The 23631-nt window shown below is 66.2% G+C and carries 20 protein-coding genes; 18 read left to right on the top strand and 2 right to left on the bottom strand.

Features of this window, described 5'->3' with window-relative positions; genetic code table 11:
- Positions 1 to 76: 76 nt before the first annotated feature.
- Both ASF27_RS02070 and ASF27_RS02065 read right to left on the bottom strand, forming a co-directional pair.
- Positions 77 to 2416, bottom strand: coding sequence for a glycogen debranching N-terminal domain-containing protein (locus tag ASF27_RS02070; protein WP_056263516.1), 2340 nt, complete (start codon positions 2414 to 2416; stop codon positions 77 to 79).
- A 178-nt stretch (positions 2417 to 2594) separates the two neighbouring features.
- Positions 2595 to 3728 (bottom strand): glycosyltransferase family 4 protein, encoded by a 1134-nt coding sequence (locus ASF27_RS02065; protein WP_056166546.1) that lies wholly within the window; start codon positions 3726 to 3728, stop codon positions 2595 to 2597.
- A gap of 365 nt (positions 3729 to 4093) precedes the next feature.
- Between ASF27_RS02065 and ASF27_RS02060 the strand changes: the two genes are divergently transcribed.
- The 18 genes from ASF27_RS02060 (at position 4094) to ASF27_RS01975 (ending at position 23230) form a co-directional block, all read left to right on the top strand.
- The gene (locus tag ASF27_RS02060) at positions 4094 to 4459 is read left to right on the top strand and encodes an NADH-quinone oxidoreductase subunit A (protein ID WP_056089121.1); all 366 of its coding nucleotides are present in this window, start codon (positions 4094 to 4096) and stop codon (positions 4457 to 4459) included.
- 57 nt (positions 4460 to 4516) lie between these two features.
- Positions 4517 to 5104, top strand: a complete 588-nt coding sequence (locus ASF27_RS02055; RefSeq protein ID WP_056166548.1) for an NADH-quinone oxidoreductase subunit B — start codon at positions 4517 to 4519, stop codon at positions 5102 to 5104.
- Between the two features lie 7 nt (positions 5105 to 5111).
- Complete coding sequence (locus ASF27_RS02050) at positions 5112 to 5759, top strand: NADH-quinone oxidoreductase subunit C (RefSeq protein ID WP_056166550.1); 648 nt, start codon at positions 5112 to 5114, stop codon at positions 5757 to 5759.
- 16 nt (positions 5760 to 5775) lie between these two features.
- Entirely contained in the window at positions 5776 to 6966 is a 1191-nt protein-coding gene (locus ASF27_RS02045; protein WP_056357390.1) for an NADH-quinone oxidoreductase subunit D, read from the top strand.
- Positions 6967 to 6988: 22 nt separating this feature from the next.
- Positions 6989 to 8074: an NADH-quinone oxidoreductase subunit NuoE gene (gene nuoE, locus ASF27_RS02040; RefSeq protein WP_056357386.1), complete on the top strand. Its 1086-nt coding sequence runs from the start codon at positions 6989 to 6991 to the stop codon at positions 8072 to 8074.
- Between the two features lies 1 nt (position 8075).
- On the top strand, positions 8076 to 9377 hold the full coding sequence (gene nuoF, locus ASF27_RS02035) for an NADH-quinone oxidoreductase subunit NuoF (protein ID WP_056357382.1): 1302 nt from the start codon (positions 8076 to 8078) through the stop codon (positions 9375 to 9377).
- Positions 9378 to 9955: 578 nt separating this feature from the next.
- On the top strand, positions 9956 to 12037 hold the full coding sequence (nuoG, locus tag ASF27_RS02030; protein WP_056357379.1) for an NADH-quinone oxidoreductase subunit NuoG: 2082 nt from the start codon (positions 9956 to 9958) through the stop codon (positions 12035 to 12037).
- An 11-nt stretch (positions 12038 to 12048) separates the two neighbouring features.
- A complete protein-coding gene (gene nuoH / locus ASF27_RS02025) occupies positions 12049 to 13071 on the top strand; it encodes an NADH-quinone oxidoreductase subunit NuoH (protein WP_056263526.1) in 1023 nt (340 codons plus the stop codon).
- 25 nt (positions 13072 to 13096) lie between these two features.
- The gene (nuoI, locus tag ASF27_RS02020; protein ID WP_056166568.1) at positions 13097 to 13585 is read left to right on the top strand and encodes an NADH-quinone oxidoreductase subunit NuoI; all 489 of its coding nucleotides are present in this window, start codon (positions 13097 to 13099) and stop codon (positions 13583 to 13585) included.
- Between the two features lie 144 nt (positions 13586 to 13729).
- The gene (locus tag ASF27_RS02015; protein WP_056166570.1) at positions 13730 to 14350 is read left to right on the top strand and encodes an NADH-quinone oxidoreductase subunit J; all 621 of its coding nucleotides are present in this window, start codon (positions 13730 to 13732) and stop codon (positions 14348 to 14350) included.
- A 25-nt stretch (positions 14351 to 14375) separates the two neighbouring features.
- Positions 14376 to 14681: an NADH-quinone oxidoreductase subunit NuoK gene (gene nuoK, locus ASF27_RS02010; protein ID WP_056089088.1), complete on the top strand. Its 306-nt coding sequence runs from the start codon at positions 14376 to 14378 to the stop codon at positions 14679 to 14681.
- A gap of 137 nt (positions 14682 to 14818) precedes the next feature.
- Positions 14819 to 16915 (top strand): NADH-quinone oxidoreductase subunit L, encoded by a 2097-nt coding sequence (gene nuoL / locus ASF27_RS02005; RefSeq protein WP_056357376.1) that lies wholly within the window; start codon positions 14819 to 14821, stop codon positions 16913 to 16915.
- Between the two features lie 32 nt (positions 16916 to 16947).
- A complete protein-coding gene (locus ASF27_RS02000; protein WP_056357373.1) occupies positions 16948 to 18468 on the top strand; it encodes an NADH-quinone oxidoreductase subunit M in 1521 nt (506 codons plus the stop codon).
- A gap of 13 nt (positions 18469 to 18481) precedes the next feature.
- A complete protein-coding gene (gene nuoN / locus ASF27_RS01995; protein ID WP_056302958.1) occupies positions 18482 to 19936 on the top strand; it encodes an NADH-quinone oxidoreductase subunit NuoN in 1455 nt (484 codons plus the stop codon).
- 10 nt (positions 19937 to 19946) lie between these two features.
- A complete protein-coding gene (locus tag ASF27_RS01990) occupies positions 19947 to 20726 on the top strand; it encodes a biotin--[acetyl-CoA-carboxylase] ligase (protein WP_056357368.1) in 780 nt (259 codons plus the stop codon).
- Positions 20727 to 20739: 13 nt separating this feature from the next.
- Entirely contained in the window at positions 20740 to 22413 is a 1674-nt protein-coding gene (locus ASF27_RS01985) for a ribonuclease J (RefSeq protein WP_056263531.1), read from the top strand.
- A gap of 71 nt (positions 22414 to 22484) precedes the next feature.
- Positions 22485 to 22889 (top strand): methylmalonyl-CoA epimerase, encoded by a 405-nt coding sequence (gene mce / locus ASF27_RS01980; RefSeq protein WP_056357365.1) that lies wholly within the window; start codon positions 22485 to 22487, stop codon positions 22887 to 22889.
- A 5-nt stretch (positions 22890 to 22894) separates the two neighbouring features.
- Entirely contained in the window at positions 22895 to 23230 is a 336-nt protein-coding gene (locus ASF27_RS01975; RefSeq protein ID WP_156368825.1) for a DUF1467 family protein, read from the top strand.
- Positions 23231 to 23631 lie beyond the last annotated feature (401 nt).

Here is a 23631-nt window from a genome sequence, read left to right as displayed (position 1 = left end):
GGCGGCGTTTTTCGTGGTGTTGCCCGTTCGGACGCAGGGGTCCCCCTCCCCGCGAGGGGAAGGGGGATGAGTGTCCCTACTTCACCACCGAGACCTGCGCGTCGCCCGTCCGCCGCAGCACATTCACCGTCACGTCGCCGCCGTAGCGCTGGAAGCGCAGGTCCACCCGCGAGGTGCCGAGCTTCAGGTTGAAGATCGACACCCCGTCGAGGAAGGCCGGCAGGGTCGGGTTCTTCAGGCGGATGCGGTTGCGATCGTGCTGGAGTTCGAGGCCGATGCAGGCGGCGAGGAACGCGAAGGGGGCCGCCGCCGCCCAGGCCTGGGGCGAGCACGCCACCGGGTAGGAGACCGGCCCGCGCTGGTGCCTGCGCATAAAGCCACAGAACAGCTCCGGCAGACGCTTCTGGTCCTGGTAGAGGGCGGTGTCGAACATGCCCTCGAAGATCCGCGAGGCTTCCGGCTTCAGGTCGTAGCGGGCGAGCCCCATGGCCACGAGGGCGTTGTCGTGCGGCCAGATCGAGCCATTGTGGTACGACATCGGATTGTAGCGCGCCTCGCCGCGCGCGATGGTCCGCACACCCCAGCCATTGAACCCATCCTTCGACAGGAGGTTGGCGGCGACACTCGCGGCGCGCTCCGGCAGGGCGATGCCGGTGAAGAGGGCGTGCCCGGCATTCGAGGACCGCACGGCGCATTGGCGCTTCTCGCCATCGAGCGCGAGGGCGTAGGTGCCGATCGCCTCGCACCAGAACGCCTTGTCGAAATCCGCCCGCAGCTTGGCGGCTTCGGCCGTCAGGCGCTGGGCCAGGGCATCGTGGCCGAGCAGGGTGGCGAGCGTCGCCATGCCGTTCTTGGCGGCATAGACGTAGCCCTGGACCTCGCACAGGGCGATGGGACCCTTGGCGAGGTTCCCGTCCGTGTGGAAGATCGAATCGTGGCTGTCCTTCCAGCCCTGGTTCTCGAGGCCCTTGTCGGTGTCGCGGGCGTATTCGACGAAGCCGTCGCCGTCGCGGTCGCCGTACTGGTTCATCCAGTCGAGGGCGAGTTCGAGGGCCGGCCAGATCCGCTCGATGGTCTCCCGGTCGCCGGTGACGGCGTAGTATTCCGAGGCCAGCATCACGAACAGCGGCGTGCCGTCGATGGTGCCGTAATAGTGCCGGAACGGCACCTCCCCGAGCATCGCCATCTCGCCGCGCCGGGTCTCGTGCAGCACCTTGCCGGGCTGGGCGTCGGCGGCGGGATCGATGGCCTTGGCCTGGGTCGAGGCGAGGTAGCGCAGGACGCCCTTGCCGAAGTTCGGATCGATCCACAGGGCCATCATCGCCGTGATGATGCCGTCGCGGCCGAACACCGTGGAGTACCAGGGGATGCCGGCGAAGGGGTAGATCCCCTCCGGCGTGCGGCTGGCCAGCATGTAGAGATCGGCGGTGGCGCGGCAGGCGGCCTCGTTGAACTGGTCGTTCGACGAGATGATCGTGGTGATGCCGGCCGTGAGCTGCCGCAGGTCGCGGCGCGAATCGCGATACGCACGGGCGAAGATCACGCCCTCTGCCAGGCCCTTGGGGTGGCGGGCCGTGGCCGACGAGCCGGCGGCGTGCGACAGGCCTGCCGCGGCATCCTCGCCCACCTTCTCGGCGGCCGGTGCACTGGTGTAGGCCCGGTGCGATTCGAACACCGTGCGGATGAAGAGCGAGGCGCGTCCACCCGGGGGCAGGGAAACCTCGAAGGTGACCTTTCCCGGCTCGATGTGCTTCGGTTTCGGGCCGAAATGCAGGCTCGTGGTCCGCACCACCTCGTCGAGGCCGGCATAGCGGAACTGCACTTCCGACTCGCTCGCCACCTGAACGCTGCGCTTGCCCCGCACCGGGCGGTCCATGCCGCGGACTTCGAAGAGATCACGGAAATCCGCGTCGAAGCTCACGCCGATCTTCAGGGTCCAGTGGCGCGAATCGTAGTTGCGCAAACCGATCCGATCGTAGCACGCGCCCTTGAACAGAAACTTGGTGCGCTCGATGGCGATGAGCTCGCGCGGGATCGTGGTCTCGTCGTGGGCGTCGAGGCGGATGTCGGGCGTCGTCATGTCGACGCTGAGCGCGCCGTTGTCGTCCTGCATCACCGAGGACAGGAGCAGGGGGCGCTGATCCTCGATGGTGAAGTGCAAGCGCGAGAGGTAGCGCGTGTCCTGGAAGTACAGGCCCTCGGGACCGGGCAGCACGCCGATGTCGCCGTAGCTGTCCAGCACCGCGAAGGCCTCGCCGTACTTCAGGGAGCGCAGCGGGCGCTCGACCAGGGAGGTGTGGGCCTCGATATGGTACTGGGGCAGGACCGCGTCGGCATCCTGAAAACCATGGTTCAGCGGCCCGTCCGTCGTGCCGGGTGCCTGTTCGGGAGTCGCCGTGAAACTGTCAGCCGCCATGCCCGAGCGTCTCCGGATGGGTGAGGATTCGCGAATCGTCTGATCGCGATGGGTCTGGAATCGAAAGGCCGCCCGTCGCGGTATGCGACGCGGGCGGCCCTCAGAGGGGAGAGTTAGTGCGGCAATCGTACGACGCCAACCCGGAAAAAGGCTCTGCAAGCCCGATGCCGGGGCCGCCTCAGGCCGGCATGGCGGCCACCGAGATCGACGGCAGGGACGAGCCGTTGAGATCGCCGTAGCGGGGAGAAAAGGCCGCCGCGTGGGGCATCTTGATCACGTCGGCCTGATGGGCGAGCAGGCTCTCGTAGGCGGCGACGTACTTGCGGACCATGCACTCGGCGGTGAACTGGGTCTCGAAGTGGCGGCGCACGCCGGCTCGGCTCATGGTCTTGACCGTGTCGACGGCCGCAACGGCATCGTCCATCGAGTCGCACAGCACGCCCGAGATACCGTCGGCGATCACCTCCGGCACGGAGCCGTTGCGGAACGCGATGACCGGGGTGCCGGCCGACATCGCTTCGATCATCACCAGGCCGAAAGGCTCCGGCCAGTCGATGGGGAAGGCCAGGGCCAGGGCGTTGCCGAGAAAATCCTTCTTCTGTTCCTCGTTGATCTCACCGATGAACTCAACGAGCGGGTGGTGGATCATCGGCTCGATGACCTCGTCCCAATAATCCTGGTCGGCCTTGTCGACCTTCGCGGCGATCTTCAGTTTCACGCCGGAGCGGATCGCCATCTCGATGGCGCGGTCGGGGCGCTTCTCGGGGGAAATGCGACCGAGAAAGGCGAGATAACCGCCCTTGGCCTCGGGGTAGAACGGGCAGTTCTGGGCCGGCAGGCCATGGTGGATGGTGGACGCCCAGTTCACGTTCTTCGGCATCGGCTCGCGCTGATTGTCGGAGATCGACACCAGGGGCATGCCCGTGAAGGTACGGTAGACCGGCATGAAGTCCGGCACGTCGAGGCGGCCGTGCATCGTGGTGATGCACTTGTGGTTCAGATCCTCGAACATCGGATATTGCAGGAGGTCGATGTGGAAGTGCAGCACATCGAACTCGTGGGCGCGCTTGTGGACGTGATGCAGCATGGCGAGATGGCTCGCCGTGTGGTCGCGGTAGCCAAGGAGGCGCAGGCCTTCCGGCGTGCACGCCGCGAGCTTGGCCGAGGTCTCCGAATCACCACTGGCGAACAGCGTCACGTCGTGACCCTGACGGACGAGCTCTTCCGTGATCCAGGATACGACGCGCTCGGTGCCGCCGTAGAACTTCGGGGGGACCGCCTCCGAGAGCGGAGCAATCTGGGCAATGCGCACGAAGCGTCTCCTGTGAGGTCGAATATGCGCCGACCTAACGCGATCCGGCCTGAGTGGGACATGAATGAAACCCACGGCCAAGGTTATGGTTCCTCCGGGAGCCCCGGCGCCATCGCTGTTTTGCGATGCCGCATGGATGTCCCCGCAATCCCGGGCGCGGGGGGCTGTGCGGATCGGTCATGTTGCCGGTTCGTCCCGTAGTCCTAACTCAATGACATGTGCGAATTTGTGCAATGCGAGCCGCCCTTGTTTCACCTCCGGGGGTCGTCTAAGCCTCCGGCCAGCGCAGTCTGGCATTGGAGCAATTCCATCCGGCGGGACGCTCCCGGGGCAGTACGGCCTTCGGCGCACACGAGAGGTCCCGCATGACCGGCCTGATGGCGGATTACCTGCCCCTCATCGTCTTCATCGGCGTGTCGCTGTTCATCGCGGCGGCCCTGCTCGTGGCGCCCTTCCTCGTCGCCTACAACAGTCCCGATCCGGAGAAGCTCTCGGCCTACGAGTGCGGCTTCAACGCTTTCGACGATGCGCGCATGAAGTTCGATGTGCGCTTCTACCTTGTGGCCATCCTGTTCATCATCTTCGATCTCGAAGTCGCATTCCTGTTCCCGTGGGCGATCACCTTCGGTGAACTCGGATGGTTCGGCATGTGGTCGATGATGGCCTTCCTCGGCGTTCTGACCGTCGGCTTCGTCTACGAGTGGCGCAAGGGCGCCCTTGAGTGGGACTAGCGCCCACGAATCGTCGTCGCGTCGCCGAACCGTCCGAAGCCTGATCCCGAGAAACCGATGGCCTTCAGCCCCGACCTCTCCCGCGCCCCGGCGATCGCACCGGCTCCCAAGGGGATCATCGATCCCAACACCGGGCGCCCCATCGGCGCGGACGATCCGACATTCCTGTCGATCAGTAGCGAACTCGCCGACCGCGGCTTCCTCATCACCTCGACGGACGACCTCATCAACTGGGCCCGGACGGGCTCGCTGATGTGGATGACGTTCGGGCTCGCCTGCTGCGCCGTCGAGATGATGCAGATGTCGATGCCGCGCTACGATTGCGAGCGCTTCGGCTTCGCCCCGCGCGGCTCTCCGCGCCAGTCCGACGTGATGATCGTCGCCGGCACGCTCACCAACAAGATGGCTCCCGCTCTGCGCAAGGTCTACGACCAGATGCCCGAGCCGCGCTACGTCATCTCCATGGGGTCGTGCGCCAACGGTGGGGGATATTACCACTATTCGTACTCGGTGGTGCGCGGTTGCGACCGTGTAGTGCCCGTCGACATCTACGTGCCGGGCTGTCCGCCGACCGCCGAGGCGCTTCTCTACGGTGTGCTGCTTCTGCAGAAGAAGATCCGCCGCACCGGCACCATCGAGCGCTGAGGGGCTGATGAGCAACGGCATCACCATCCGCGCGCACACCGCCGCCGCTTCGGGCGCGGATGCGCTTCAGGCGCTCAGCGACCATGTCGGCGCCGCCCTCGGCCCGGCCGTGGTCGCCCGGACCATCGCGTTCGGCGAACTGACCCTCGAGGTGCAGGCGAGCGACATCGTCTACGCGCTGACCTACCTGCGCGACGATCCCGCCTGCGCCTTCCGTTGCTTCATCGACATCTGCGGCGCGGATTATCCGAGCCGCGCCAAGCGGTTCGACGTGGTCTACCACCTGCTGTCCCTGCGCCATAACGCCCGCATCCGAGTCAAGGTGCAGACCGACGAGCAGACCTCGGTCCCATCCGTCATCGACGTGTTCCCGGCGGCCAATTGGTTCGAGCGGGAGACCTACGACCTCTACGGCATCCTGTTCTCGGGCCACCCGGATCTACGCCGGCTGCTGACCGATTATGGGTTCGAGGGGCACCCCCTGCGCAAGGACTTCCCGCTCACGGGCTTCGTCGAGGTCCGCTACGACCAGGACGAGGCCCGCGTGGTCTACGAGCCGGTGAAGCTGACGCAGGAATTCCGGAACTTCGACTTCCTCTCGCCGTGGGAGGGCACCGAGTACGTGCTCCCGGGCGACGAGAAGAAATCGGCTTGAGCGGCGGAGCGAGGCCATGACCGAGCACAACATCCGCAATTTCGCGATCAATTTCGGGCCGCAGCACCCGGCGGCGCACGGCGTGCTGCGCCTCGTGCTCGAACTCGACGGCGAGATCGTGGAGCGTGTCGATCCGCATATCGGCCTGCTGCATCGCGGCACCGAGAAGCTCATCGAGCACAAGACCTACCTGCAGGCGACGCCGTATTTCGACCGGCTCGACTACGTCTCGCCCATGAACCAGGAGCACGCCTTCTGCCTCGGCATCGAGAAGCTGCTCGGGCTTGAGGTGCCGCGCCGGGCGCAACTCATCCGGGTGCTGTTCTGCGAGATCGGCCGCATCCTCTCTCACCTCCTCAACGTCACCACGCAGGCGATGGACGTCGGCGCCCTCACGCCGCCGCTCTGGGGGTTCGAGGAGCGCGAGAAGCTGATGATCTTCTACGAGCGCGCGTCGGGCGCTCGCCTCCACGCCAACTACTTCCGGGCCGGCGGCGTCCACCAGGACCTGCCGCCCGCCCTCATCGACGACATCGAAGCGTTCATCGATCCGTTCCTTCAGGTGGTCGACGACCTCGACAACCTCGTCATGGGCAACCGCATCTTCAAGCAGCGCAACGTCGACATCGGCATCGTCACCGTGGACGAGGCCATGGCCTGGGGCTTCTCGGGCGTGATGGTGCGCGGCTCGGGCATCCCGTGGGACCTGCGCAAGTCGCAGCCCTACGAGTGCTACGAGGAGATGGAGTTCGACATCCCCGTGGGGAAGAACGGCGACACCTACGATCGCCAGGTCATCCGCATGGAGGAGATGCGCGAATCGGCGAAGATCATGCGGCAATGCTGCGTGAAGCTGCGCGAGCCCGACGGGCAGGGCCCCATCGCGGCGACCGACGGAAAGTTCGCGCCGCCACCCCGCCGCGAGATGAAGCGCTCGATGGAAGCGCTGATCCACCACTTCAAGCTCTACACCGAGGGCTTCCACGTCCCGGCCGGCGAAGTCTACGCGGCCGTCGAAGCGCCCAAGGGCGAGTTCGGCGTCTATCTCGTCGCCGACGGCACCAACAAGCCCTACCGCTGCAAGATCCGCGCTCCGGGCTTCGCCCATCTCCAGGCCATGGACTGGATGTGCCGCGGCCACATGCTGGCCGACGTATCCTGCGTGCTCGGCACGCTCGACATCGTGTTCGGCGAGGTGGACCGGTGATGGGACGCAAGGTTTCGAACTGATGGCTAACCGCAGACTCGCCCCCGCCGCCGAGCAGCCCCAAAGCTTCGCGTTCTCGTCGGAGAACGCCGAATGGGCCAAGGGCCAAATCGAGAAGTACCCCGAGGGCCGTCAGGCTTCGGCGGTGATCCCGCTGCTGTGGAAGGCGCAGGAGCAGAATGGCGGCTGGTTGCCGCGCGCCGCCATCGAGTCGGTGGCCGATGAACTCGGCATGCCGCATATCCGCGTGCTCGAAGTCGCGACCTTCTACACGATGTTCGCCCTGGAGCCGGTGGGCCGGTTCTGGATCCAGCTCTGCGGGACCGTGCCGTGCGATTCCTGTGGGGCGCGCGAGTTGAAGGATTACCTCCAGGCCCGCCTCGGCGCGCCGGGCCATGTCAGCGCCGACGGCAACTTCTCCTGGCTCGAGGTCGAGTGCCTGGGAGCCTGCTGCAACGCGCCGATGGCGCAGATCAACCAGGATTACTACGAGGACCTGACGCCCGACCTCCTAGGCGCGCTCATGGACGACCTTGCCGCTGGCCGCCCCGTGAAGATCGGCTCGCAGGTCGGACGGACCTCGTCCGAGCCCAAGGGTGGGGCCGATACCCTCGTGGACGCGACCCTGTTCGACGGCTCGCGGGTCGGCGCCTGGCGTCAGCGCTTCGAGGACAAGAAGGCCGAGGAGAGCAGCGAGCCCTCGGGCAAGGCCGAGGCGGCTTCCTCCGAGCAGCGCGCCGCCGCCGATCCGAAGCCCGCCCGTCCGGATGCCGGACGCGCCGTCGAGGGCCGGTCCACCGATGCGCCGGCCCAGCGCTCGGCGTCCGGGGAGAAGCCGGTGAAGTCCGGCGACGAGGCCGAGGCGGCCGACCCCGCCGAATCCACGGCCCGGCCGGGTAAACCGGCACCGACGCCGGCCGAGTCCATGGCACGAGCCGAGGCGGCCGGCGCCGAGGCCGGCAGGCAGTCCGACTTGCCGCGGGATGAGCCGCCACCCCAGCCCGAGGCGTCGGGGGCGAGCGAAGGCGTGAGCACGGACGGGCCGAAGACGGCTCCGGCCGAGACATCCGGGGACAAGCGTCCGGCTCCGAAGAGCGAGGGGAACTAGCATGCTCTCCGATCAGGATCGCATCTTCACCAACCTCTACGGCCTGCATTCGCCGGGTCTCGACGAGGCCAAAAAGCGGGGCGCCTGGGACGGCACCAAGTTCCTGCTCGAGATGGGCCGCGACTGGATCATCGAGGAGATGAAGCAGTCGGGCCTGCGCGGGCGCGGCGGCGCCGGCTTCCCCACCGGCCTCAAGTGGTCGTTCATGCCGAAGAAGTCGGATGGGCGCCCGCACTACCTCGTCGTCAACGCCGACGAGTCGGAGCCCGGCACCTGCAAGGACCGGGAGATCATGCGGCACGATCCGCATCTTCTCATCGAGGGTTGCCTGCTGGCCTCGTTCGCGATGGCGGCGCATGCCTGCTACATCTACATCCGTGGCGAATACGTCGCCGAGAAACATGCCCTGCAGAAGGCCGTCGACGAGGCCTACGCGGCACGGCTCGTCGGCAAGGACAACGTCCACGGCTACCCGTTCGACATCTACGTCCACCACGGTGCGGGCGCCTACATCTGCGGCGAAGAGACGGCGCTGCTCGAGAGCCTAGAAGGCAAGAAGGGCATGCCGCGCCTGAAGCCGCCGTTCCCGGCCAATATGGGCCTCTACGGCTGCCCGACGACGGTGAACAACGTCGAGTCCATCGCGGTGGCCGGCACCATTCTGCGTCGGGGCGGGGCGTGGTTCGCTGGACTCGGCGGCAAGAACAACACCGGCACCAAGCTGTTCTGCGTCTCGGGCCACGTCAACAAGCCCTGCAACGTCGAGGAAGAACTCGGGATCACCTTCCGCGAACTCATCGATAAGCATTGCGGCGGCATGCGCGGCGGCTGGGACAACCTGCTGTGCTCGATTCCCGGCGGCTCCTCGGTGCCCCTGGTACCGGCCGAGCAGATCATCGACGCCAAGATGGACTTCGACACCCTGAAGAACCTCGGCTCCGGCCTCGGCACGGCGGCGGTCATCGTGCTCGACAAGTCCACCGACATCGTTTCGGCTATCGCGCGCATCGCGTATTTCTACAAGCACGAGTCCTGCGGCCAGTGCACGCCCTGCCGCGAGGGCACCGGCTGGATGTGGCGCGTGATGCTGCGCATGGCCGAGGGCCGGGCCCAGCGCCGCGAGATCGACATGCTCCTCGACGTCACGAAGCAGATCGAGGGACACACCATCTGCGCGCTCGGCGATGCTGCCGCTTGGCCGATCCAGGGTCTGATCCGGCATTTCCGGCCGGAGATCGAGAAGCGCATCGACCGCTACAGCGCCAATCCGCATTCGGATCCGGTGCCCATGGCGGCGGAGTAATTTTGATGACTAGTATGCGATACTCATTCGCTGCAAATTTCTTAGTTGCAGGCCTAATCATTTCTCTCGGCGCATGTGGCTCTTCGAGTGTCACGCGTGTCGAAAAGCCGGGGAACCCTATCGCTCAAAAGGGGATCTCAGCCGTTAGTAGGCTGTCGGCATCAACGGGAGAAGTCAGAAGATTTATTGCAAAACGGCTCTCGGAAGATTTTCGCACGTCAAGCGGTTTGATTGGATCGAATAAAATTGAGAATGCTAAGATATTTGGACCGCTCGCGGATGAAGGTTTTTTTGGAAGCAAGGATACGGACGTATATTGCGTAAGTTTTTCGGTCAAAAATAGTAGTCCGCTGGTTATTGATCGAGACGTAGTCCTAAATGCATATGTACGTCAGTATGGTGATGTTCTGTCCTCAAAATTTCAGTTTTTGAAATCTTATAGCACCAAGTGCGTTCCTGACGCTGTACCATTTCAAGAGCTTGAGAGCACGATTTCGAGTTCTGGGCGTTCATCATGAGGAATCAATATTCAGTTTCTTCCGAAGGTACTTCAGGCAGCTTGAGGGTTGGGGGTCGCAGTGACTAAGGTACGTGTCGACGGCATCGAGGTCGACGTCCCGGCCGATTACACGCTGCTCCAGGCGTGCGAGGTCGCGGGTGCGCAGATTCCGCGCTTCTGCTTCCACGAGCGGCTGTCCATCGCGGGCAATTGCCGGATGTGTCTCGTCGAGCTCAAGGGTGCGCCGAAGCCCGTGGCCTCCTGCGCCTACGCGGTGAAGGATTGCCGGCCCGGACCCAACGGCGAGCCGCCTGAGGTGCTGACGCGGTCGGGCACGACCAAGAAGGCCCGCGAGGGGGTGATGGAGTTCCTCCTCATCAACCACCCCCTCGATTGTCCGATCTGTGACCAGGGCGGCCATTGCGACCTGCAGGATCAGGCGATGGCCTACGGCGTAGATTCGACCCGCTACGGCGAGAACAAACGCGCGGTGGAAGAGAAGTACATCGGTCCGCTGGTCCGCACGGCCATGAACCGCTGCATCCACTGCACCCGCTGCGTCCGCTTCCTCGCCGAAGTCGCCGGTGTGCCGGATCTCGGCGCCATCGGGCGCGGCGAGGACATGGAGATCACGAGCTACCTCGAATCCGCCATGGGCTCCGAGCTGCAGGGCAACGTCGCCGACCTATGCCCGGTGGGCGCGCTGGTCCACAAGCCGCAGAGCTACGAAGTTCGCCCCTGGGAGCTGTCGAAGACCGAGTCCGTCGACGTGATGGACGCGGTGGGCTGCGCCATCCGCGTCGACGCCAAGGGCCGCGAGGTCATGCAGATCGAGCCGCGCATCAACGAGGCGGTCAACGAAGAGTGGATCTCGGACAAGACCCGCCATGCCGTCGACGGCCTGCGCATGCAGCGTCTCGACCGGCCCTACGTCCGTGAGAACGGCCGCCTGCGTCCGGCTTCCTGGGGCGAGGCCTTCGCGGCCATTGCCGCTAGGGTGAAGGGTACGGACGCCAAGCGCATCGGCGCCATCGTGGGCGATCTCGCGGGCGTCGAGGAGATCTTCGCGCTCAAGAGCCTGATGACCGCCCTCGGCGTCGCCAATCTCGACTGCCGTCAGGCCGGCGAGACGCTCGATCCGGCCTGGGGGCGGGCGTCCTACACCCTCGGCACCACGATCCCGGGTATCGAGGAGGCGGATGCCATCCTGCTGGTCGGCACCAATCCGCGCCTGGAGGCCTCGCTCCTCAACGTCCGCATCCGCAAGCGCTGGCGCATGGCGCCGCTCGCCGTCGGCCTCATCGGCGAGGCGGTGGACCTGACCTATCCGCACACCTATCTGGGCGCCGGGCCGGAGACCCTGGCGGAGGTCGCCTCCGGACGGCACAGTTTCGCCGAGGTGCTGAAGGCCGCGAACCGGCCCCTGGTCGTCGTCGGCATGGGCGCCCTGTCGCGGCCGGACGGCGCGGCGATCCTTGCCGCCGCTGCGGCGCTCGCCAAGGACATCGGCGCCGTGACGCCGGACTGGAACGGCTTCGGCGTGCTTCATACGGCCGCCGCCCGCGTCGGCGCCCTTGATCTCGGCTTCGTGCCGGGGGAGGGCGGGCTCGACCTCGCGGCAATGATTCAGGGCGGTGCCCTCGACGTACTGTTCAACCTCGGCGCCGACGAGGTCGAGGTCGGCCCCGGTGCCTTCGTGGTCTACCAGGGCACCCACGGCGACCGCGGCGCCACCCGCGCCGATGTGGTTCTGCCGGGGGCGGCCTACACCGAGAAGAGCGCGACCTACGTCAACCTCGAAGGCCGTGTGCAGATGACCAACCGCGCCGGCTTCCCGCCCGGCGACGCGCGCGAGGATTGGGCGATCCTGAGGGCACTGTCCGACGTGCTCGGCCAGCGCCTGCCGTTCGATTCGCTGGGTGCCCTGCGCCGGACGCTCTACGGGGCGTATCCGCATCTCGCCGCCCTCGATACGGTGGCGCCGAGCGACGCCGTGGCGGCGGTCGACGCCCTGGCCGGCCTCGGCGGTACGCTCGACCGCGCGGCTTTCGCGCCGGCGGTACCGGACTTCTACCTCACCAACGCGATCGCCCGCGCCTCGCGGGTGCTCGCCGAATGTTCGAGCCTCGCCCGCGTGCGCGGCCTCGAAGCCGCCGAATAGGATTTTCTCCGATGACCTTCTGGGAAATCCTCGGCGCCGTTCTGCTCATGGCCTTCAAGAGCTTCGTGCTCCTGGCGCTGCTCCTCGTCTTCATCGCCTACGCGCTGCTCGCCGACCGCAAGATCTGGGCGGCGGTGCAGTTGCGGCGCGGCCCCAACGTGGTCGGCCCATGGGGCCTGTTCCAGTCCTTCGCCGATCTACTCAAGTTCGTCCTGAAGGAGCCGGTCATTCCGGCCGGCGCCAACAAGGGCCTGTTCCTGCTGGCGCCGCTGGTGTTCGCGACTCTGGCGCTCGCCGCCTGGGCGGTGATTCCCTTGGCCGAGGGCTGGGCGCTGGCCGACCTCAATGTCGGCATCACCTACATCTTCGCCATCTCGTCGCTCGGCGTCTACGGCGTCCTCATGGGCGGCTGGGCCTCGAACTCGAAATACGCATTCCTGGGTGCGCTGCGCTCGGCGGCGCAGATGATCTCCTACGAGGTGTCTCTCGGCTTCGTCATCATCTGCGTGCTGCTCTGCGCCGGCTCGCTCAACCTCTCGCGCATCGTCATGGCGCAGGACACGTCGCTCGGCATCCTCGGCTGGTACTGGCTGTGGCTGTTCCCGATGTTCATCGTGTTCTTCATCTCGGCTTTGGCCGAGACCAACCGCCCGCCCTTCGATCTGCCGGAGGCCGAATCCGAGCTCGTGGCCGGCTACATGGTCGAGTATTCCTCGACGCCGTACCTGCTGTTCATGCTCGGCGAGTACGTGGCGATCATGACCATGTGCGCGCTCGGCACGGTGCTGTTCCTCGGCGGTTGGCTCTCGCCGATCCCGTTCGCGCCCTTCACCTGGGTGCCGGGCCTGATCTGGTTCGCCCTGAAGGCCAGCTTCCTGTTCTTCATGATCGCCATGGTGAAGGCCATGGTGCCCCGCTACCGCTACGATCAGCTCATGCGGCTCGGGTGGAAGGTGTTCCTTCCCCTCTCGCTCGTCTCGGTCGTCGTCGTCGCCTTCGTGCTCAAGCTGACCGGCCTCGCGCCGGGCGCCTGACATCATCCAATGGGAGATCCGAGCCATGAAGCTCGATCAGGTCGCCAAGGGCCTTCTGCTCAGGGAGTTCGTGACGGGGTTCGCCCTCGCCATGCGCTACTTCTTCAAGCCGAAGGCCACCATCAACTACCCCTTCGAGATGGGGCACCGGGGGCCGCGCTTCCGGGGCGAGCACGCCCTGCGCCGGTATCCCAACGGCGAGGAGCGCTGCATTGCCTGCAAGCTGTGCGAGGCGATCTGTCCGGCCCAGGCCATCACCATCGAGGCCGGCCCGCGCCGCAACGACGGCACCCGCCGCACCACGCGCTACGACATCGACATGGTGAAGTGCATCTATTGCGGCATGTGTCAGGAGGCGTGCCCGGTGGATGCCATTGTCGAGGGGCCGAACCTCGAATTCTCCGTGGAGACCCGCGAGGAGCTGCTCTACGACAAGGACAAGCTCCTCCTGAACGGCGACCGCTGGGAGCGCGAGATCGCGCGCAACCTCGCCGTGGACGCGCCTTACCGGTAAAGCCGGCGGCTCCGCGGTTGTGCACCGCAGGGCCGGGTTCTATAGACGGGCGGCCTGTCCTGGCCCTGCGAGCGGCTTGCACGGGCCATGGACGAATCAACGGCAGAAGGGGCTGTCCTCGGGACGGCTGATCTCCACAATCGCATGAGTGCAGCCGCAGCCTTCTTCTACCTGTTCGCCGGCGTGACCGTCGCTTCGGGCTTCATGGTGATCGCCTCGCGCAATCCCGTCGCCTCGGTGCTGTACCTCATCCTCGCCTTCGTGAACGCCGCCGGCCTCTTCGTCATGATGGGCGCCGAGTTCCTCGCGATGATCCTCGTCGTGGTTTATGTCGGTGCCGTCGCGGTGCTGTTCCTGTTCGTCGTGATGATGCTCGACGTGGACTTCGCCCAGCTGCGACAGGGCTTTCAGCGCTACCTGCCCATCGGCGCGCTCATCGGGGCGATCTTCCTGATCGAGCTGATCCTCGTCGTCGGCTCCTGGAGCATCGATCCCGATCTGCTGCAGGCGCCCCTGGGGCCGCTCGCCAGCACCGAGGGCGTCACCAACACCCAGGCCCTCGGTCGGGTGCTCTACACCGATTACGTCTTCTACTTCCAGCTCGCCGGCATGATCCTCCTGACGGCGATGATCGGTGCCATCGTGCTCACCCTGCGCGACCGGCCCGGCGTCAAGCGCCAGAACATCTCCGTGCAGAACGCCCGCACGCAGGCCGATGCGGTGGAGACCCGCAAGGTGCCCTCGCGCCAGGGCGTGGAAGTCTGATGGCGGATTCCGGGAGACCCATCCGATGATCGGCCTGAGCCACTACCTCACCGTCGCGGCGATCCTGTTCACCCTCGGGGTGCTCGGGATCTTCATCAACCGCAAGAACGTCATCGTCATCCTGATGTCCGTGGAGCTCATCCTCCTCGCGGTGAACATCAACCTCGTGGCGTTCTCGACCCATCTGAACGACATCACCGGCCAGGTCTTCGCCCTGTTCGTGCTCACCGTGGCGGCGGCCGAGGCAGCCATCGGACTCGCCATCCTCGTCGTGTTCTTCCGCAACCGCGGCTCCATCGCGGTCGAGGACGTGAACATGATGAAGGGTTGAGTACGCCGACCAGATCCAGACCCGATCGAACGGGGCTCAAGCGGGCCGCGGGCGGTGACACGAAGACAGGGCTCGTTCGCGAGACTCCGCGCGTAGCGCGGGACTAGCCACGACCCAGGAGGCCGGACAAGCCAGCGATGTATCACGCGATCGTCTTCTTCCCGCTCATCGGCGCCCTGCTGGCCGGTCTGTTCGGCCGTCAGCTCGGCCCCAAAGTGTGCGAAGCCATCACCACCGGGCTTCTCGCTTTCTCGGCATTGCTCTCCTGGGGTGTGTTTCTCGAGATCCCGGGGACGGAACACGCCACGCGGGTTCAGGTCGCGACGTGGTTCACCGCGGGTGACCTCGTGGTCGACTGGGCCTTCCGGATCGACACCCTCACGGCCGTCATGCTGGTGGTGGTCACCTCGGTCTCGACCCTCGTCCACCTCTACTCCATCGGCTACATGGCCGAGGATCCGCACCGGCCGCGCTTCTTCGCCTACCTGTCGCTCTTCACCTTCGCCATGCTCATGCTGGTGACGGCCGACAACCTCGTGCAGATGTTCTTCGGCTGGGAAGGCGTTGGCCTCGCCTCCTACCTGCTGATCGGGTTCTGGTACGAGAAGCCCTCGGCCAACGCCGCCGCCATGAAGGCCTTCATCGTCAACCGCGTCGGCGATTTCGGCTTCTCGCTCGGCATCTTCCTCGTATTCGTCCTCACGGGCTCCGTCGCCTTCGAGGGCATCTTCGCCCGCGCGCCCGAGATCAAGGACGCGACCTTCCACTTCCTCGGCTACGACTGGAGTGCCTGGACGCTCGCCTGCCTGCTGCTTTTCATGGGGGCCATGGGCAAGTCGGCGCAGTTCCTGCTCCACACCTGGCTGCCCGACGCCATGGAGGGGCCGACGCCGGTCTCCGCCCTCATCCACGCCGCCACCATGGTGACGGCCGGCGTGTTCATGGTCGCGCGCCTGTCGCCGATCTTCGAGCTGGCCCCGAACGCCCTCGTGGTCGTCACGGTGATCGGCGGTATCACGGCGTTCTTCGCCGCCACGGTCGGCCTCGTGCAGAACGACATCAAGCGGGTGATCGCGTACTCGACCTGCTCGCAGCTCGGCTACATGTTCGTGGCGCTCGGCGTCGGCGCCTACTCGGCCGCCGTGTTCCACCTCTTCACCCACGCCTTCTTCAAGGCGCTACTGTTCCTCGGCGCCGGCTCGGTCATCCACGCGATGCACCACGAGCAGGACATGCGGAATATGGGGAATCTCCGCCGCTACATCCCGTTCACCACCGCGATGATGACCATCGGGACGCTGGCGCTCATCGGCTTCCCGTTCACCGCCGGGTACTATTCCAAGGATGCCATCATCGAGGCGGCCTACGCCTCGACCCGGCCGGGTCACACCCTGGCGTTCTTCGCCACCGTCATCGCCGCCCTGATGACCTCGTTCTATTCCTGGCGCCTGTTCTTCATGACCTTCGAGGGACCGGCGCGTTGGGCCGGACACGGAGCCGCGCATCACGGCGATCATCACGCGGTGGCGCATGCGGGGACATCCGCTCAGGCCGACGGGGTGCCGGGCCACCACGAGGGTGTCGCCCACGACGACAAGGGCCACGACGTGGAGCCCGCCTCGCACAGCGCCATCGAGCACCACGACCATGCGCACACGCCGCATGAGAGCCCGCTGGTGATGACGATCCCGCTCGGCATCCTTGCCTTCGGAGCGCTGTTCGCCGGCCTGATCTTCAAGAACCGCTTCATCGGCGAAGGCATGGACAAGTTCTGGGGGCATTCCCTCGGCCACGGTCCCGACAACCACATCATGCACGACATCCACTCGGTGCCGGCCCTGGTGGCCTACTCGCCAGCCATCATGATGCTCATCGGTTTCGTCCTGGCGTTCTGGATGTACATCCGCCGGCCCGAACTGCCCGGCCAGCTCGCCGCCCAGCAGCCGAGCCTGTACCGGTTCCTGCTCAACAAGTGGTACTTCGACGAGCTCTACGATCGGATCTTCGTTCGACCGGCCAAGGATTTCGGCAAGTTCCTCTGGAAGGAAGGCGACGGCCGGGTCATCGACGGCATGGGTCCCGACGGGATCGCCACCCGCGTGATGGACGTCACCCGCGGCGTCGTCCGGCTCCAGACCGGCTACGTCTACCACTACGCCTTCGTCATGCTCGTCGGTGTCGCCGGCTTCATCAGCTGGTACATGCTCACCGGCCTGCCCAAGGTCGCACATTGATGGTCGCGAAGAAGCACGGGAGCGCCCGCTAGATGTTCGGCCTCGGAATCCTCTCCGGCCTCCTGATCGTGCCCCTGTGCGGCGCGGCTTTCATCCTCACCCTTGGGGACGACACGGAGGCCTCGAAGCGCAACGCCCGCTGGGCGGCCCTCGCCACCACGCTCCTCACCTTCCTCCTGTCCCTGGTGGCCTGGAGCCGGTTCGACGCCACGACGTCGAGCTTCCAGCTCATCGAGACCCATGCGTGGCTGACCGAGTCGATCCGGTTCAAGCTCGGCGTCGATGGCTTCTCGATGCCGCTGATCCTGCTGACCACGTTCCTGATGCCGTTCTGCATCGGCGCCTCGTGGCTCTCCATCGATAAGCGCGTGAAGGAGTACTACGTCGCCTTCCTCGTCCTCGAGACGACGATGATCGGCGTGTTCCAGGCCCTCGATCTGGTGCTGTTCTATCTGTTCTTCGAGGCAGGCCTGATCCCGATGTTCCTCATTATCGGCATCTGGGGCGGTAAGCGGCGCATCTACGCCAGCTTCAAGTTCTTCCTCTACACCCTGCTCGGGTCCGTGCTGATGCTGCTCGCCATCATGGCGATGTACTGGCACGCCGGCACCACCGACATCCCGACCCTGCTGCACACCCGCTTCCCCACGGGGATGCAGACCTGGCTCTGGCTCGCCTTCTTCGCCTCCTTCGCGGTGAAGATGCCCATGTGGCCGGTCCACACCTGGCTGCCCGACGCCCACGTGGAGGCGCCCACCGCCGGATCGGTGATCCTGGCGGGCATCCTGCTCAAGATGGGCGGCTACGGGTTCATCCGCATCTCCCTGCCGATGTTTCCCGACGCGTCCCTCGCTTTCGCCCCGATGGTGTTCGCCCTGTCGGTGATCGCGATCATCTTCACGTCGCTGATCGCGATGATGCAGACGGACATCAAGAAGCTCATCGCCTACTCGTCCGTGGCGCATATGGGCTTCGTCACCCTCGGGCTGTTCACCCTCAACGAGCAGGGTATCCAGGGCGCCCTGTTCCTGATGATCTCCCACGGCATCGTCTCGGGCGCGCTCTTTCTCTGCGTCGGCGTGGTCTACGACCGGATGCACACCCGCGAGATCGCCGCCTATGGCGGCCTCGTGAAGCGCATGCCCCTCTACGCCGCGGCCATGATGGTGTTCACCATGGCCAACGTGGGCCTCCCCGGCACCTCGGGCTTCGTCGGAGAGTTCCTCGCCATGATGGGCGCCTTCAAGGCCAACCCCACCGTGGCGTTCTTCTCGGTGTTCGGCATCATCCTGTCGGCGGGCTACGCCCTGTGGCTCTACGCCCGGGTGATCTACGGCAAGCTCGAGAAGCCCAACCTCCAGGGGATTTTCGATCTCGATCTGCGCGAGAAGATCATCATCGCGCCGCTCGTCGCCCTGACGATCTATTACGGGGTCCATCCGGCCCCGATCCTCGACACCTTCGCCCCGTCGACGGAGGCCTTGATGCAGAGCATGAAGACCGCGCTCTCGAACACGCAGACGGCGGCCGCCCTCCCGCCCGTCGCGCGCTGAAAGCTTCGATCCGATGACCGTCGCCCAATCCGTCCTGCCCGCGCTCTGGCCCGCCCTGCCGGAATTGATCCTCGGCGTCGGCGTCCTCGTCCTCGTCCTCTACGGGTCGTTCCGGGGCGAGCGCTCGGCCGAGGGTGTCAATGTCGGCGCCCTGCTGCTGCTGGTCCTGGCCCTGTTCGTGGTCATGTCCCAGCCGGGCACCAAGGTGACGACCCTCAACGGCTCGTTCATCGTCGACGGCTTCTCGAAGGTGATGAAGGCCCTGATCCTGCTGGGCTCCGCCGCCTCGATCCTGCTGTCGCGCGACTACTTCCAGCGCGAGCGCATCGATCGGTTCGAGTTTCCGATCCTCATCGTGCTCTGCACCCTCGGCATGATGGTCATGGCGTCGGCCAACGACCTGATCTCGCTCTATCTCGGCCTCGAACTGCAGTCGCTCGCGGCCTACGTCATCGCGGCCTTCCACCGCGACAACCTGAAATCCACCGAAGCCGGCCTGAAGTACTTCGTCCTCGGCGCGCTCTCGTCGGGCATGCTGCTCTACGGCGCGTCCCTGGTCTACGGCTTCACCGGCACGGTTTCGTTCCCCGGCATCGTCGCGGCCCTGAACGACACCACCGTCGGCTTCGGCCTCGTGCTCGGCATCGTGTTCGTGGCCGCCGGCGTCGCGTTCAAGCTCGCGGCCGTGCCGTTCCACATGTGGACGCCGGACGTCTACGAGGGCTCGCCGACGCCCGTCACCGCGTTCTTCGCCTCGGCCCCGAAGATGGCCGCCATGGCCATGACCGTGCGGATCTTCATCGGCGCCTTCCCGGACGTGACGGCGGTCTGGCAGCAGATCATCGTGTTCGTCGCCATCGCCTCCATGGCGCTCGGTTCGTTCGCCGCCATCGGACAGCGCTCCATCAAGCGGCTGATGGCGTATTCCTCCATCGGCAACGTCGGCTACGCCCTCGTCGGCCTGGCGGCGAGTTCGCAGGCGGGCATCAGCGGCGTGGTGATCTACATGATCATCTACCTCGCCATGACGCTGGGCGCCTTCGCCGTGATCCTGTCCCTGCGCCGCGGCGGTCAGATGTTCGAGACCGTGGACGACCTGTCCGGCCTGTCGCGCACCCACCCGGTTCTGGCCTTCTGTCTCGCCGCGATGATGTTCTCCCTCGCGGGGATTCCGCCGCTCGCCGGGTTCTTTGCGAAGTTCTACGTCTTCGCCGCGGCCATCGAGGCCAACCTCGTGGCGCTCGCCATCATCGGCGTCGTCACCAGCGTGGTCGGCGCTTTCTATTATCTCCGCCTCGTCAAGGTGATGTACTTCGATGAGCCGTTGGCACCCTACGATCCCATGGCGCCCGGCCTGCGCATCGTGCTCGGCCTCTCCAGCGCCGTGGTGATCCTGTTCGTGCTGCTGCCGGCGCCCCTCGTGGGGGCCGCGGGGGCGGCCGCGAAGTCGCTGTTCGCCGGGTCCTGAGGCGCGAGCCTTGAGCGGCTACCACCTCGGAGCCCTGGCGCGGGCGGACGGACACCGGCTGCACGTTCACGACTGCCTCGGCTCCACCAACACCGAGGCCTTGGCGCGGGCGCGCGACGGCGAGGCCGGCCCCCTCTGGGTGGTCGCCCATCGCCAGACCGCAGGGCGTGGCCGGCGCGGAAACAACTGGGCCTCCTTGCCCGGCAACCTCACTGCCAGCGTGCTCTGGCCGGTGCAGGACGTCGATCCAGCTGTGGTGCCGACCCTGGGTTTCGTCGCCGGCGTCGGGCTGATGGCAGCCTTTCGCGAAGCGGGCGTTGGCAGCATCGCCTTGAAATGGCCCAACGACATCCTGGCCTCCGGGGCCAAGCTCGCCGGCCTCCTCCTCGAGGCTGAGACGCTGCCCGGCGGGCGCCGCTGCGTGGTGATGGGGTTCGGCGTCAACGTCGCTGCGGCACCGGAGGGCTTGCCTTATCCGGCTACGTGCCTCAGGCAGATGCGGCACGCCACGCGCGCCGAGGATCTGTTCGTCGAACTGACGGATGGGATCGTCGACGCCGCGCGAGTATGGGATCGTGGCCGGGGATTCTCAGAAATCCGCGAACGCTGGATCGCCGACGCTGCCGGACTCGGCGCGAGGGTGACCGTTCGGACCGGCGACACCCGCGTGGACGGAATTTTCGAGACGATCGACGGGGCCGGGCGGCTCGTTGTCCGATCGGAGGATGGAACGCGACGGACCGTGACGGCGGGCGAGGTGCATCTGGGTACGGCCGCGACGGCGGCTTGAGGTTCAAGTGAAAATGACGACAGGGCAAGACGAACTCGTCTTCGTGCCGCTCGGCGGCGTGGGCGAGATCGGCATGAACGCGGCGTTGTACGGCTTCGGGCCGGCTAAGCGCCGCAAATGGATCATGGTCGATTGCGGCATGGGCTTTGCCGGGGAAGAGGGCTTTCCCGGCATCGACCTGATGTTCCCGGACCTGAGCTTCATCGAGGAGCGCAAGGACGATCTCCTTGGGATCTTCATCACCCACGCGCACGAGGACCATATCGGCGCCATCGGTGAGCTGTGGCCCAAGCTCAAGGCGCCGGTCTACGCCACACGCTTCGCCAAGAACCTTCTGGAAGCCCGCCGCCTCAGCGAGCCGGGCGCGCCCAAGGTGGTGCTCAAGGAGATCCAGGCCGGACGCCGGGTTCAGCTCGGCCCCTTCGACATCGAGTACATCCCGGTCTCGCACTCGATCCCCGAGTCGAACGCGGTGGCCATCCGCACGCCCCACGGCCTGCTGCTCCACACCGGCGACTGGAAGCTCGACCCGACCCCGATCCTCGGCGACGTCACCTCCGAGGCGACGTTCCGGGCTTTGGGCGACGAGGGCATCCTCGCCATGATCAGCGATTCGACCAACGTGGTGCGCGAGGGGCGCTCCCCGAGCGAGGCCGAGGTCGCCGCCACCCTGCGCGAGCTGATCTCCGAGGCACCCCACCGCGTCGCGGTGACAACCTTCGCGTCCAACGTTGCCCGGATGCGGGCCGTCGCCGAGGCCGCTCAGGCCTGCGGCCGCGAGGTCGTGGCCGTCGGTCGTGCCATGGATCGGGTCATCGGCGTCGCCCGCGAATGCGGCTTCCTCGACGGCCTGCCCGAGTTCCGCTCGGCCGACGCCTATGGGTATCTCCCACGCGACAAGGTGGTGTGCCTGCTCACGGGTTCGCAGGGCGAAGAGCGCGCGGCCCTGGCCCGTGTCTCGCGCGACGACCATCCCGACGTGACCCTGGCCGCCGGCGATCGGGTGATCTTCTCCTCCCGTGCGATCCCGGGCAACGAGCGGGCCGTGGGTGCGATCATCAACGATCTCATCAACGCCGGTATCGAGGTGGTCACCGACCGGACCAAGCTCGTCCATGTCTCGGGCCATCCCCGGCGCGACGAGATGGCCGAGATGTACGCCTGGACCCGGCCGCAGACGGCGATCCCCGTCCACGGGGAGGCCCTGCACCTCGACGAGCACGCGCGATTCGCACGGGCCCAGGGCGTGCCGAACATCGTCAAGGCCCGCAACGGCAGCGTCGTGCGCCTCGCGCCCGGCACGCCGGAGATCGTCGATCACGTCAAGGCCGGCCGTCTGTTCAAGGATGGCAACATCCTCATCGACGCCAAGGACCGGGCGATTCCCGAGCGGCGCAAGCTGGCGCAGGCCGGCCTCGTCTCCGTCGCCATCGCCATCGACGAACAGGGCGAAGTCCTGGGCGAACCCGCCATCGACATCATCGGCCTGCCCAATCGCGGCCGGACCGGTCAGCCCATGCTGGACGTGGTGATCGAGTGCGTCTCCCGAACCCTCGGCGGTCTGTCGAAGGCCAAGCGTAAGGACGCCGAGGCCGTCGAGAAGGCCGTCGACCGGGCGATCCGCTCGGGCGTCAACGAAGTCTGGGGCAAGAAGCCCGCCTGCCACGTCCAGGTGGTCGAAGTCTGAGCCTCACGCCCCTCTCTCCCCGCGCGGAGAGAGGGGCGCGCGCCAGCGGATTCATCACGGAGGGAGCAAACATGATCGGACGCCTCAACCACGTCGCCATCGCCGTGCGCGATCTCGATGCCGCCTGCGCCGTCTATCGGGATACCCTCGGCGCCACGGTCACCGAGCCTCTGCCGCAGCCCGAGCACGGCGTCACCGTCGTGTTCGTCGACTTGCCCAACAGCAAGGTCGAGCTCATGGCCCCCCTGGGCGAGGGCTCGCCCATCGAGGGCTTCGTGGAGCGCAATCCGAACGGCGGCGTCCACCACGTCTGCTACGAGGTCGACGACATCCTGGCGGCCCGCGACAAGCTCAAGGCACAGGGCGCCCGCGTGCTCGGCACCGGCGAGCCCAAGATCGGCGCCCATGGCAAGCCGGTGCTGTTTCTCCACCCCAAGGACTTCCTCGGGACCCTCGTCGAGCTGGAGCAGGTCTGACCCGCATGGGCGCCGTTCTCAACGCCGTCGCCGCGTCGACCTTGCGGACGCTGGCGGCCATGCTGCTGGTCGTCGGCCTCGTGGTCGTCGTGGCGGTGAGCCAGTTCAAGCTGACGGTGATCGGCGCCTTCGCACTCTACTTCGTCGTGTGGTGGACGCTGTTGTTCGCGATCCTGCCGATCCGAAACCAGGCGGAGACCGATCCGGCCCGGGTCGTGCCGGGCCAGGATCCCGGCGCTCCAGCCTCCCCGCGCCTGCGCGAGAAGGCGCTCTGGACCACACTGCTCGCCAGCGTGGTGTTCCTGATCGCGATCCCGGTCTTCGAGCTGGCCGGGCTGTAGTCGCATCGGCGGCGCGTCCGGAAGGCGGGCATAAAAAAAGCAAGGCCTGAGCCTTGCTTTTGAAAAGACGGTCGATGGCGCAGCCTATTTATCTCACGCATCTTGACGGCGTGGCGGCTGATTTTTCCTCCCAAGACTCGGGCACGTCGCGGCCACTCGAGGGCTTTGCGACCAGCACCGGGCGCTTATAGGAATAAGAATTCCCATTGTCACGTCTCCGGGGATGGAGTTCGGCGTTTTTCTACCGGAAACGCACCAAACTGTTATCCGCCGCACCGAGGCGGCCACCGGCGGGGATCACAGCGGCCTGCGGTGTCGCCCGGCTGCGCTTGTATTTTCCCGGTGCAATGTGTTGTGTGCCCCGGCGTGCCTGACATCGGGGCACGCTGGTCCAGGGCCTT

The organism is Methylobacterium sp. Leaf102, from assembly GCF_001422425.1.
Lineage (GTDB): Bacteria > Pseudomonadota > Alphaproteobacteria > Rhizobiales > Beijerinckiaceae > Methylobacterium.
This window is presented reverse-complemented; position numbering and strand designations above follow the sequence as displayed.